At 63.1% G+C, this 11,825-nt stretch carries 14 protein-coding genes, 2 pseudogenes and 1 riboswitch; of the genes and pseudogenes, 10 read left to right on the forward strand and 6 right to left on the reverse strand.

Features of this window, described 5'->3' with window-relative positions:
• From CFB24_RS22330 to CFB24_RS21380, 4 genes and pseudogenes are all read right to left on the reverse strand, one after another.
• Positions 1 to 170: pseudogene (locus CFB24_RS22330) on the reverse strand (IS256 family transposase); the annotation flags it as partial.
• Positions 171 to 189: 19 nt separating this feature from the next.
• Positions 190 to 480, reverse strand: a pseudogene (locus CFB24_RS23800) (ISL3 family transposase); the annotation flags it as partial.
• Between the two features lie 179 nt (positions 481 to 659).
• Positions 660 to 947 (reverse strand): hypothetical protein, encoded by a 288-nt coding sequence (locus CFB24_RS23295; RefSeq protein ID WP_088522643.1) that lies wholly within the window; start codon positions 945 to 947, stop codon positions 660 to 662.
• A gap of 505 nt (positions 948 to 1,452) precedes the next feature.
• Positions 1,453 to 2,064, reverse strand: coding sequence for a hypothetical protein (locus CFB24_RS21380; protein ID WP_088522644.1), 612 nt, complete (start codon positions 2,062 to 2,064; stop codon positions 1,453 to 1,455).
• A gap of 317 nt (positions 2,065 to 2,381) precedes the next feature.
• On the opposite strand from CFB24_RS21380, the gene CFB24_RS21385 reads away from it, so the two are divergent.
• Both CFB24_RS21385 and CFB24_RS21390 read left to right on the forward strand, forming a co-directional pair.
• Positions 2,382 to 2,582: a hypothetical protein gene (locus CFB24_RS21385; RefSeq protein ID WP_141098561.1), complete on the forward strand. Its 201-nt coding sequence runs from the start codon at positions 2,382 to 2,384 to the stop codon at positions 2,580 to 2,582.
• Positions 2,583 to 2,906: 324 nt separating this feature from the next.
• Positions 2,907 to 3,197, forward strand: coding sequence for a hypothetical protein (locus tag CFB24_RS21390; RefSeq protein ID WP_088522646.1), 291 nt, complete (start codon positions 2,907 to 2,909; stop codon positions 3,195 to 3,197).
• Between the two features lie 95 nt (positions 3,198 to 3,292).
• On the opposite strand, the gene CFB24_RS21395 is transcribed toward CFB24_RS21390, so the two are convergent.
• On the reverse strand, positions 3,293 to 4,549 hold the full coding sequence (locus tag CFB24_RS21395) for a carbohydrate porin (RefSeq protein WP_158255274.1): 1,257 nt from the start codon (positions 4,547 to 4,549) through the stop codon (positions 3,293 to 3,295).
• A 256-nt stretch (positions 4,550 to 4,805) separates the two neighbouring features.
• Positions 4,806 to 5,026, reverse strand: a riboswitch (cobalamin riboswitch).
• Positions 5,027 to 5,180: 154 nt separating this feature from the next.
• Here CFB24_RS21395 and CFB24_RS21400 point away from each other — a divergent pair.
• The 7 genes from CFB24_RS21400 to CFB24_RS21420 all read left to right on the forward strand — a co-directional run bounded on the left by CFB24_RS21400 (position 5,181) and on the right by CFB24_RS21420 (position 9,749).
• A complete protein-coding gene (locus tag CFB24_RS21400; protein WP_088522648.1) occupies positions 5,181 to 5,417 on the forward strand; it encodes a DUF1289 domain-containing protein in 237 nt (78 codons plus the stop codon).
• Positions 5,418 to 5,788: 371 nt separating this feature from the next.
• Positions 5,789 to 5,998, forward strand: coding sequence for a CbtB domain-containing protein (locus tag CFB24_RS21405; RefSeq protein ID WP_088522649.1), 210 nt, complete (start codon positions 5,789 to 5,791; stop codon positions 5,996 to 5,998).
• Between the two features lie 89 nt (positions 5,999 to 6,087).
• Positions 6,088 to 6,873 carry a CbtA family protein gene (locus CFB24_RS21410; RefSeq protein WP_088522650.1) on the forward strand — a complete coding sequence of 262 codons (786 nt, stop codon included), beginning with the start codon at positions 6,088 to 6,090 and terminating at the stop codon, positions 6,871 to 6,873.
• 23 nt (positions 6,874 to 6,896) lie between these two features.
• Positions 6,897 to 7,469, forward strand: coding sequence for a histidine phosphatase family protein (locus CFB24_RS21415; RefSeq protein WP_244593263.1), 573 nt, complete (start codon positions 6,897 to 6,899; stop codon positions 7,467 to 7,469).
• Positions 7,469 to 8,095, forward strand: coding sequence for a hypothetical protein (locus tag CFB24_RS22860; protein ID WP_104469674.1), 627 nt, complete (start codon positions 7,469 to 7,471; stop codon positions 8,093 to 8,095). The genes CFB24_RS21415 and CFB24_RS22860 overlap by 1 nt, the downstream gene beginning before the upstream one ends.
• Positions 8,096 to 8,560 (forward strand): hypothetical protein, encoded by a 465-nt coding sequence (locus CFB24_RS23300; protein ID WP_170068168.1) that lies wholly within the window; start codon positions 8,096 to 8,098, stop codon positions 8,558 to 8,560.
• 148 nt (positions 8,561 to 8,708) lie between these two features.
• Complete coding sequence (locus CFB24_RS21420; RefSeq protein WP_088522652.1) at positions 8,709 to 9,749, forward strand: class I SAM-dependent methyltransferase; 1,041 nt, start codon at positions 8,709 to 8,711, stop codon at positions 9,747 to 9,749.
• A gap of 108 nt (positions 9,750 to 9,857) precedes the next feature.
• On the opposite strand, the gene CFB24_RS21425 is transcribed toward CFB24_RS21420, so the two are convergent.
• A complete protein-coding gene (locus CFB24_RS21425) occupies positions 9,858 to 10,325 on the reverse strand; it encodes a YybH family protein (RefSeq protein ID WP_088522654.1) in 468 nt (155 codons plus the stop codon).
• A gap of 174 nt (positions 10,326 to 10,499) precedes the next feature.
• On the opposite strand from CFB24_RS21425, the gene CFB24_RS21430 reads away from it, so the two are divergent.
• Positions 10,500 to 11,531 carry a LysR family transcriptional regulator gene (locus CFB24_RS21430; RefSeq protein WP_088522653.1) on the forward strand — a complete coding sequence of 344 codons (1,032 nt, stop codon included), beginning with the start codon at positions 10,500 to 10,502 and terminating at the stop codon, positions 11,529 to 11,531.
• Positions 11,532 to 11,825: the final 294 nt, after the last annotated feature.

The raw sequence follows: 11,825 nt of genomic DNA on the forward strand, positions 1-11,825 counted from the left end.
TCGCCCTGGTCAAGGTGGTGGTCGACCTCCGCGTTCAGCGCCCGTTCGGCGAGCGCCTTCTTCAGTTCGTCGAGAAGACCATCTTTCGCAAAGGCCGTCTTGGGATCCGCGCCGGCCAGAAGCTGGTCAAGCAGCTGATCGGGAATAAGCGGGGATTTCCGTCTTGCCATATGATGCCTCCATTTGTTTCCAAATGGCCATCACACGGAAATTCCGACACTCTCGGCTCAGGGCTTCGCCATCGACCTTTTCCGCGCGCCGGCGGCGGCCAGCCCATTGGCTGACCACGCGCAGGCAGCCGCGGAAGCCCTGGGCTTTGAGATGTCGCCACAATTCCGCGCCGTTATGGCGGCCGGCCGCCCATTGCGCGTCGAGCCATGGCAGATAAAGCTCCAGAGAGCTCTCGCGGACACGAAAGACGTCAGAGCGCTGGCCGCGCAAAACCTTGCGGACCAAGCCGTGGCTGTATCCGGCGCGCCGCTGTCCCGGCGTCGAAGGTACAGCATTCAATCTTGCGCCATTGCGCCCCGCGAGCTGACGTCGCCCGTCAATATTGCGCGGCCTGCTTGGCCGATGAGCGCCTCTGGCGCTCTCGGGAGACCCGTCCGATTGCGTTTGATGTATGGACGAGCCAAGACAACGCGAAGCCGCCAGGTTCTTCAGGAACTGCGACGCAGCCCCGTCCTCATTCGAGACAAGATGCGCCGACAAGGCTTTGTGGGGGCCGGCAGCTTCAAAAGGGAGCTGAGATCATCGTTCCGGATTGCATGCCTTTTTTGACTTGCGCCCATACGCTTATCAGGCGTCAGCTCGGCAAGTGCGGCGATGGCTGTGTCAATATGCTGAAGCGCGCGAGCCAGAGATTCTGCGTCCGAGAACTCGGAAAGTTCAGCGCGAGCATAATAGAGGTCGATGATGGCGATCTCCGCTTTTTGGGCAAACGTCATTTTGGCAATCCTGGAAGGAATGGATTAATTGATCTAGATCAAATTACCCTTGCCAGCTAGTGACAAACGTAACGTATCGGCCATGAATTTCGTCATTAAGCGAAGATGATTAGAGATTGAACAAGTCTATTTTTTTCGCAAAACAACTAGAGTGTTTATACTAAGCCCCTTGTACATGTAACATGAATTCATATTTTATTATGATTTCCGGAAAAACGTATTTGAATCAGGGCCGACAAGCCCCGTATATGTGGTTCTTATTCGCCTTTGAATCGAAAAAAACGGCGGCTGCCGGGAACATGTCGGCGGGCGCCCCACATATAGGCCTCACGGCAGCCCTCGCAAGGGCCGCACAGCTTACAAACGCCAAAAGTTTACATGATCACAGTGGCTTACAATCTGATATGCGTCGATTCCGCCCTAATTTGCTGATTGCAGCCCTTTGGATTTAGGTGTGCGTCGCCGTTCTGGTCGTGCAAACCTTCTGGGCGATGTCGGGCATAGGTCAGGCCTCCACGGCGCTGGGCCAGCCAATCGGCAGGTCGGAAAATTGGGAAAGCTCCGCGGCGGCGGCTTCCGCCTCCGGCTTCGTCTTGCAATCGGTGATCGCCTCGCCGTCGCCCGGCTCGCGGTAGGCGTAGATGGTCCAGAACTCGGCTTCTTCGTCAGAGCAGAGGCCGAGCGTGTAGCCGGGATCGTCGGGATCGTCCTTGCAGCCGCCAATGACGAAAAACGAGAACTGCGACCAGTCGGGCGCCAGGCTGTTCGTGCAGCAATTGAACAAACGCTTGCGCTTTTCCTCGATGCGCCAGCGCGCGGCATCCGCGTTATCGCGTTCAAGTTCGGGGCCAAAGACGCCTTCGGCGCAGCGAACCCACCACCCTGCCGCGAGATAGCCGGCTCCATTCGTTTTGAAGACATGGAACGCCGGATCGCGGCGATCGGCGTCGATCCATTCCGGCGAGCCGGTTTCATTGCCGCAATCGTCGCAACTCTTGTCGTCGTTGGCGCAGGACAGCTCCCAGGCCTGGGTTTCGAAATTCCAGCGCGCCGCCGCGTCGGAGACGAGGCTATCGCCGCCGCAGTTCGGGCAAATGGGTTTTGTGCGTTCGGTCATGATCAGTCCTCCTTTGGAGTGGAGCGCGGGACGGCGCGAACAGAAACCGCCTGCGTGACGACCTCTTCGTAATTGGGGCCGTGGAGAGGAAGCCGGATTGCTCGTTGATCAGGGTGCGGACCTCGCGGCGGGCCTGGGCGGCGCTCAGAAAGGCGGGAACCCGGACCATGACAAGCATGGTGACGATCTTTGTTTTCTGGCGTTTCATGTCAGTCAGCCCTCCCGGAAAATGGAGACGCGGAAAGTCTGCGGACCTTCGGGCGTGAATCCGTTCCGCTGACGCCCTCATGGACGGAAGGCAGGATGCGGCCAGGTTCGTGGAACAGCAGCTCCTCGTCGTCGGCGACGGGCGGCTGGCGCCAGGCTTCGCGACCGTGATTGCTCGCTTCGAAAACGGCGCGCGACCAGCCAAATCCGGAGTCTTCAAGCTTTTCGTTGCGCGGCGGGACAGATGGAACGCGGGCGCAATCGTGGTTGGCTTCGGTGTTCAACATCTCAGGATTTCCTTTTATCTCTAAGAGATAAATCCTGAGGCCGCCGGCGGCGACGGTCGGGGCAAGGGCGCGTCAGCGCACGGCCCGACCCTTGCGCCGACCGCCGCCCGTCGGCGAATTGTTTCTTCTCTCTCTTCTTTTTTGCCGAGCCGTCATTTCCGGCTGTTGGCGGCGCCGCGGCTACGCGATCTGCCGGTGGCGAGCGGTTCGACTTGGACACGCTGCTGGCGATCGCGCGCGCGGCGCCGGCTCTGCCACAAGCGCGCATAATCGAGAATTGCCTTCCAACCGAGCGGCGCCCCATCCTGGCGTTGGCGTCGGACGCCGCCTTTTCGTTCTATTATCAAGATGACCGGCGTCGTCCAGGCGCGCCTGCAGAAACGCATGAGCGTCCACGTCAAGACCAAGATCGCTGTTGCGCACCTCCACCCACGCCACCGCGCTGACGGTGGCGAAACCAGGATGCAGCATCGACTAGCCCAGTGTGCGCTGTGGAGCCGAAAAGCGCACAATCATGAAAGGTTGCGCGCGCACATAATCAAACGGGGCGGCTTCGATCGCCTCACCAAGCTCAAGCATGTCGAACAACCACGCAGTTCGTTTTCGCCGGCAAATCAAAAGCAGTTGGCGGCCCGCTGAACAGCCGGAGCCGCGGTTTATTTGAGGAGCCGCGCAGCATCCTCGTTCATGACACGTCACCGCGCGACGCCTCAGCGCCGCGCGGTGAGGAGAGATCAGAAATTGATCGTCGAGCGCAGGCCCAAGACGGCCGCGTCGCGCACGCGTGCGCCGTTGACATCGGACACGCCGCCGCCTGGGCCAAAGATATACTGCAAGTCCGGTTGCACGCTCCAGCCGGGAACGATCTGGGCTTGATACGTCAGTTCAAGCGCTGTCTCGGCGCGCCGCACGACCGTCGCGCCGGAGTCGATGTCATAGCCCCGCGCATGGTCGGAGATGCGGGCGTGGGCAAAACCGATCCCGAAGGCGTCGTCTGGACGCCCAGTGACGAGGCCGGTGAAGGTCAATCCTCCGTCGATGTAGAAATTGACGGTGTTGCGATCCTGCGGCGCGCCGGCGACGCGCAGGAAAAGAGCCGCGCCCCTGCCGGCGTCTTTCCAGATTTGCTGGTCCCAGACGCCGTACAGGCCCCAATCGCCCTTAAGCACGCCGGGAACGCCGTTGCTCGAAAGACTCCCGAGCGCCACGCCCGCCGTGTCGTAGCGCAGGTTGGCGAAATTGCCATAATGCTCAAACGCGCCCAGTTTGATCGAGCCCGACAGACCGTCGTCGTCCCGGCCTTGATTGTAGCGATACTGAACTTCCTGCATCGCGAGCGGCGCGTCTTGAAGACGGAAGTTAGTTCCGTAGCGATTACACCGCTGTGGATCGTCCACGCAGGACCCGGCCGGGTCGCCGTTGAACACCGCCGCCAGAATATTGAACGGATCGGAATCATTGCCGAGCCTCACCCGCACGCCAGGCGTGGCGAAAGGATAGCCTGGGCCGCCGCTCGGAAGGTTTGCGCCTGTAAAAGCCGGCCATCCAAAAGTGCCGTTGATGAACAAGGCGCCGTATTTGCTGACAAAGAACTCGGTGTCGGCGGCGAGTTGGCCGACTCTCAAGCCAAGCCTGTCGTCGAGCGCCTTCTGTTCGAACCATAACTCATACAGACGAACCGTGGGCGGCGCCTCGATGTTGCTGGCCGTCAGGATGTTGCCAATGTAATAGCGCGACAGGCCTGTGCCCTGGATCCAGTAGCCGTTGGCGTGGATCATGCCGCCCTTCCAATGGGCGAGCTTCTCCATGTCGGCGTCAATTGCAAGCTCCACGCGCCCGTCATAGACCGCACCTCGCCGCACGCCGCCAGAGGGATTGCCGAGCGCCTCGCCAATGTAATTGAGCTGGAGGACGACGCCCTGGTCCATCAGCTGCTTCTTGAAATCGACGACGGGCGCCAGCGTCGGAATGCTGGTGAGAATGGAGGGCAAGTCTGGGGTGGCGGCGGTCTCGGTTGGCTTCGCCTCATTGGCCGCGAAGGCGGGTCCGGCGGCGAGCAGGGCGAGGAGGCTCGTGCGAACAAACCAATTCCGCCTCGTCGCGTTGAATCCTGGCGGATTTGCGCCCGTTGCGGATTGGCGCGAATGACCTGCGAAAGAACGAAAAGTTGTGAGCCGTCCGCCGACACGACGGCGCGACGCGAAAAGCGTAGCCATGGATCCTCCTGCCGTCCCACCGACGGCGTTGGGTTGTGCTGCGCCATCGGCCGGTCTCCTGGCTCGCGACCCGTCTTCCGCCGCCTTCCCAGAAGCGCAAAGGGCTTCCAGTGGCGTGAGGGCGGAAGGAAAGTCGCCTACAGTTGCGGGGGCAGCTGCGGCGTCGAACTCTTCTCCTTGCAGAGATCGGTCCTGACCGCATTCCCGTTTCACCCCGGCTTGACCCAGGGCACCGATGACTTTTCCTTGATAGGCATGGTTGGAAAACCACGCAAGGGCCAAGTTCAGCGTGGCCTTTGAGGCGGAGAGGCGTTGCGCAACCGACACAATCGCACCATTTTTGTGGACCAGCGCCGCCACCTGACTCTCGATCCATCTTCATTTTGAGAAGACGTCCAGGAAGTTCATGACAAGCAGTCCCTGCATCGGAAAATGTCACATCGACGATCAGACTGGTTTTTGTTCCGGCTGCGCGCGGTCGCGCGCGGAGATTGCGGCTTGGCGGGACGCGTCGCCGGACGATCGTGAGCGGATTTGTGCGGAACTGCCCGCGCGTCGCGAAAGCCTTGGCTTGAAGGTCGAACAACAGGCGCCCCTCGACTGCACGGGATCACCCGGAAGCTTGCCTCCGGACGTCTGTTGACCGCCGCGCGCGCCCGGTTGCGCCGGTTCGAGCACGACCAGGAGCATAAAGTGCTCGAACACGACGCCCCCTTTGCGCATGATGGCCACCGCGCCCAGGGCGAGCAGCCTCGCGTCGAGCTCCACGCGCGCTGGCGTCGTCATGCGCGGCTGGTCTATGGCCTCGGTCGCGCATGCGGAGCCACGCGAATCCTTGACATGGGCTCTGTTCGTCCTATGGTCCGACCCGCTTTGTTGTGAGCAGCGGAAGACGGTTCAAAGCCGGCACGGTCGCGCCACTGTGATCGTCCGGAGTCATTCCGGGCGAGAGTCAGACCCCTCTCACGACCACGCAAGCGAAACTGGACGCGAAATCCAAGGAGCGTTTTTGCCATGACCCCCGCTACAACTCTGCCTGTCGCCCGCCCCGTCGCCATTCCCCTTCGCGAGATCTTGCCTTGGGCGCTCTTCGGCGGCTTGCTGCTCATGCTCGGCATCTATTTCGTCGGCGTCGAAGAGGGCGCCGTCGCGATGTTCAAGGGCATGTACGTGCACGAATTCGTGCATGACGCGCGCCACCTGCTCGGCTTCCCCTGTCACTGAGTTTTCGAACTCGGAACATGTTCTGAGACGAGCGTCAGAACCCGCGGGGTTCTGGCGCCATCGTTGTTGACCTTCGATAGGAATTCGTGATGACAGGAAAACTTCTTACGGGCGGCCTGCTGGCCGGCCTCGTGGCGGCCGTGCTTTGCTTCAGCTTCTTCAAGGTGGTTGGAGAGCCGACCGTCGAACGCGCGATCGCATTCGAACAATCGATGGAGGAAGCCAAGGCCAAGGCGAAGGCCGATGAGGCCGCCGCCAAGGGCTTGCCGGCGCCGACTGAACAGACCGAACCCGAACTGGTCAGCCGCCCGGTCCAATCCAGCGTCGGCCTTCTGACCGGCGTGGGCGTGTTCAGCATGGCTTTCGGCGGCCTTTTTGCGCTAGTGTTCGCACTGGTTTACGGCCGTTTCGGCGAGCTCGGCGCGCGCGCGACCTCAGCTGTGCTCGCGGCGGAAGGCTTCGTCGCCATCTATCTGGCGCCGGCGCTGAAATATCCCGCCAATCCGCCGTCTGTCGGCCTGCCGGAGACGATCGACATGCGAACCAGCCTTTATCTCGCTCTGGTGCTGATCTCGCTCGCCGTGATGATCGCCGCCAGCCTGCTTCGCCGCAGCCTCGCCGGCCGCATCGGCGGGTGGAACGCGGCCATCCTCGCTGGCTTCGCCTATATCGCCGTTATGGTCGGCGTCTCCCTGGCGCTGCCGAGTGTGAATGAAGTTCCGGAAGGATTTCCGGCAGACTTGCTGTGGCAGTTCCGCATCGCTTCGCTGGGCGGGCAGGCGTTGATGTGGGCAATCTTGGGCTTGTTGTTCGGCGTCTACGCCGAGCGCCTCATTGGCGCGAAACGGCCGGCCTTGCGCCCGGTCCACGCCTGAGCAAACCCGGCGAGGCCGAACCGGTGACGATCCGTCTTCATCTTCTGTGCGCGGCCTCGACCCCTTCCATGCGCTTCATCGGCTTTCCCGCCGATGAAGCGCTCGATCCCCCCGGCAGGAACAGCCTGACTCGCTTGTCCGGTCGTCTGCCAAGGTTTGACGCCGTCTTGCGCAGCCCCGCGCTCAGCGCGGCGCAGACCGCCGAGGGCCTCGATCTTGAGGCGGCGCCCGAAACATCCCTGCGCGATTGCGATTTTGGCCGGTGGAGCGGTCGCACGTTTGAAGAGATCCAGACGCAAGACGCCGAAGCGCTCGTCCAATGGATCAGCGATCCTCATGCCGCCCCACATGGCGGCGAGTCGTTTGCGGATGTCCACCGGCGCGTTGGCGCGTGGATGGAGGACCTGCTGGCGCGATCCGGCGCCATCCTGGCGATCACGCATCCAACCATCGTTCGCGCCGCCATCGCCTACGCGATCGGCGCCGGACCGGACGCCTTCCGACGCATTGACGTTGCGCCCTTGGGCCGGGCGGTTTTCTCGGGCGTCGGCGGTTGGACGTTCAGGGCGCTCGTCCCCGCGAAGGCAACGGACTGATGCGGAACATCCGGTCGGCGCGCGTCCTGATCGCTGTCGCCATGACGGTCTTCGCCAGCCTGGCGCCCGCGCGCGCGCACCACGCGAAACTGGTCCGTCCGGGCGAGACGGTTGGCGTGGTCATCCCCGCCATATCGCATGGCGAGATGCCCGTCTTCGCCAAATACCGCGCGGAAATCTTGGATCTGGCGGCGCGTCGGGCGCAGACCGACCCAACCTTGCGGCGGCTGCAGGGCTTCATCAGCCTGCAAGGCTTCGCCTGTTTCTGGGGCCTCGCTCCCGGCGCATTGTCTGACGAAGCCAGCCCGTTCAATGAATGCGCCCACGGCTATATCGCCGGCGCCCGCGCCCTGCTCGACCACATGGCGGAAATGCCCGGCGACCGCCGCGAGGCAAAGGCGCTGCAAAACCGGATCGCCGCCGATTTGGCGCGCGACCCCGCGGCGAGCGCCATCTGTTCCAGCAGCAACGAAGCTTTCGACAGCGGCATCGTCGTGGGACCGGATTGGAGCCTCACACTGACGCATGTTCCAACCTTGATGACGGTCGCAGGTTTGCTTTTGACCGTGAGTGGCGGATTGGTGTTCGCGCTGGCCTCTCATCGGCGACGGACCACGAAGGCATAGATGTTTCCGCGCACGGCGAGGTGGTGGACCGGCTTCTATCTCGAAGGCAAGACGCTGCTTTTCATCGGCTTCGGCGGCCGTCTTCTGGGCATTCTGGCGCTGAAGGATTCGGTGCGTGCGCATGCGGCCGCCGCCATCGCGCGGCTGACCGCCGTCGTGGCGCTCCTGGAGGATTCGGTCGGCCTCCCGCTTCAGAAGCGCGTTCTCCCGCCGCAACTGGGCGAGTTCCTCAGCATGCGCTCGCACGTCGGTCATGCCGCCGTCGTTGAGCTGAAGGCGCAACCGGGCGCATTCGCCTTGCAGAGACTCCAGCGCCGCGACGCGGGCGCGCTTGAGCCAGTTCCGCCTCGACCGCCCGCAGACGTTCGTCTGCGCTCGGCGATGCGCGCGGAAAGGCGAGCCGCCACCGTCCGTCTCTGCTGGGCGTCGAGCCGGTTTATGTCCGCGCGCCCGCCGGCTGTTTGAAGCTCAGGACAAGGCAGACGCGTCCACCTGCCTGAAGAGGGGTGTGCTGAGGGTTGAGGCGCAGTAGCGGAACCCGACGACGTGGCGCGGGGTTTTTCGCAGATGGATTTGCGAGCTTCATCGCCGATGTCGCTCACCCGGAGTGGCCATGAAGCTGGCGCCGAAGCCTGAAAACCTTCTGGAGCGGGTTGCGCTCGCGCTCAATCTCGCGCCGCGGCCGCTGCTTGACACGCAGATCGCCTTCACCATGGCGCGCGCGATACAGTCCGCCGCCGAACTCGGCATGTTCGAGGCGCTCGGCAAAAGCGCGTCCACGTTCGAGAGCATCGCGGCGACCTGCGGCGCCGACCCCACGGCGACAAAAAAGCTGCTCGATTGTCTCGTCGGCATCGGCTACGCGCGCTGGAAGGACGGCAAATACAGCCTGACCAAAGACATGAGAAAATGGCTGTTGCGCGACAGCGCGCACACGCTCGTCGCCAAGCTCGCCTTCCAGAACCTGGAATGGGATCTCGTCGGCAAATCCTCGCAATTCGTCCGCACCGGCGTTCCGCTCGACTTCCACCAGAACGCGACTCCACAAGATTGGGCGATCTACCAGGACGGCATGCGCGACATCGCCTCCAGCCCCGCCATCGAACTGGCGAAACGCTTGGCCGTCCCGCGAGGCGCGACGCGGTTGCTTGACATCGGCGGGTCGCACGGCCTGTATTCCTGTGAACTGTGCAGACGCCATTCCGCGCTCACCGCCACCATTCTCGAACTGCCGGGCGCCGTGGACCGCGCCAGCGAGATCGCGGCGCGCGAAGGGCTGGGCGAACGCGTGACGCACCGAACCGGCGACGCGCTCAGCGAAGACCTGGGCGAAGCGACCTTCGACGTCGTGATGGCCAACAATCTCATCCACCACTTCACCGCAGACCAGAACGGCGAACTGGCCAGACGCGTCGCGCGGGCGCTGTCGCCCGGCGGGATTTACGCAATCGGCGACCTCTTGCGCGCAAATCATCCCGGCGCTGGCGGCGGCCTCCCGGCGGTGATGGATTTCTACTTCGCCCTGACCAGCGCTTCGGGGACCTGGTCATTGGACGATATTCGTTCCTGGCAGCGTTCAGCGGGGCTCGCGCCACAGAAGCCGATCAAGTTTCCGAGCTTGCCGGGCTGGGTGTCGGCGCCGGCGTCGAAGTGATCTCATCGAATTGGTCTCAAGGCCCATGATGTTTCTCGACCATGTGCGCAAATGGGGCACGGCTTGAAGGTGAAGAGATTGATGGTGTTCGTCATGTCGCGTTCGCCTTCAACACTTGTCGGGGCCACGAGCCAGCGCCGCCGCCTGATCAAGCGACATGCGCCGCGTCAAAGGGTCGGCGTGGCGATGCGCCAGACGCCACTCGGTGTTTTCCTTGCGATAGACTTCCGTCACCCGCAGCGACCAGTCCTGCGCGGGCAAGCCCCCGACCTCGGCGCGCTGGCGTTCGATCATGACAAGCACGGCAATGGCATCGGAGGCAAAGGTTTGCACGATTTCAAGATCCGTCTTACCGTTGCGGAAGAACTTGGCCATCTCCGCCATTTTTTCGGGCGTGGCGTCGAAGCCGTGGCTGGCCGGACCTCCGAACGGCTGCATCAGGCAGAAGTCGTCCGCGAAAGGCGTCAGCTCCAGCCAGCGCTGCATGTCCCCGCGCATGAAGGCGGCGTTCTTTTCGGCGGCGCGCGCAGCGAGCCTGTCGGTCGGCTCGCTTGCGGATGCCGGGTTGATCGCCATGGCGGCAGTCGCAGCCGCCGCGAATGCGCCGCGCCGGCTCATACGCAGATTGTCGTTATGACTTGACATATGTTTTCACTCCTTCGCATTCGCTCGAAACCACCGCCGAGCAAGTTGACTTGCGGGAGTTCAGAGATTGCGCCATCCTGCTCGTGAAGCCAGTGACATGTCCTCATGACCCTGCTGAAGCCCGCTCAGCTCCTGCGCATCGATCTCAGTCTCCTCGTCCTGTTCAGCGCCGTGCTTGAACAGCGCCACGTGGCGCGCGCCGCCGAGAAGCTGAATCTCACGCCCTCCGCGGTCAGCCACGGCCTCTGCCGACTGCGCCAGCTTCTGCACGATCCGTTGTTCTTGAAGACGCCCGGCGGCGTGGCGCCGACGGCGCGCGCGCTCGCCCTTGCCGGCCCCATCGCGGAAATCCTCGTCCGCGTCGAAGGCGTCGTCGCTTCGGCGGGGCCGTTCGACCCGAAAACCGCGCGGCGCGGCTTCACCATCGGCGCGCCGGACGCCATCGCCGCCATGTTCCTGGCGCCGCTTGTCGCCGTTGTCGCGCGCGAGGCGCCGGGCGTCGACATTCGATTGCTGCAACTCATGCCGCAGCATCACGGCAAGCCCACGAGTCAGGTCTGGCCAGGCACGCTCACCGAGCTTGATGCGCAACGGGTCGACCTCGCGGTCCTGCCGATCGGTCCGCCGCCGCCACGCTTCGAGGCGCGTCTGCTGTTCGAAGAGGACTTCGTCGTCGCCATGCGCAAGGGGCATTCTCTGGCGCGAAAGCCGGGGCTGGAAGCCTATTTGGCGGCGCGGCACATGCTGGTGTCAGCCATCGGGGACGCCCATGGCGTCGTCGATGCGAAGCTGGCCGAGAGCGGACTGTCGCGGCGCATCGCGCTGACGGTTCCGAACTTTATGATGGCGCTGATGCAGTTGGCGGAGAGCGATCTGATCGCGACCTTGCCACGGCATCTGGTCGCCCGCCACGCGGCGCGTTTCAATCTGACGACCTGTCCTGTCCCGCTGCCCTGGACGCCCGACCCGGTGCGCGTCGTCGCGGCGAAATCCGCCATGGCCGATGCCGGCATTGCCTGGCTGTTCGAGACGATGTCGCGATGCTTCGAAACGCGTCCAACGCCGCAGCCTGTCGCCGGCCGGCGCCAACGGCGCATGCGTCACCCTGTTGGCCAGATCGTCGGCGAGCAATCTTGATCCGCCGGACGATTTATCATGTTGATCAGGGTGATGCTGCTCCTATAGCAATCAAACAGAGCAGTCGCCGCCACCGCCAATACATTGGCTAAAGCTGTCGAACGAAACGAGAGCCCTGATCTTTATCTTAACATTGGTCCATCTGTGGGCGTCGAGCACCCAGATCGCGTCCGTCAAGGTGGTGGAAATTATGGGGCGGTCGTCTCGCCTCTTCAGGCTGCGATTTTGGGGGGCGATGCGGGTTCGTCGGCGAGGCTGGCCATCGTCTCCAGGCTCATGTAGCGGTGCTGTAAT

The organism is Rhodoblastus acidophilus (assembly GCF_900187365.1).
GTDB classification, from domain to species: domain Bacteria; phylum Pseudomonadota; class Alphaproteobacteria; order Rhizobiales; family Beijerinckiaceae; genus Rhodoblastus; species Rhodoblastus acidophilus.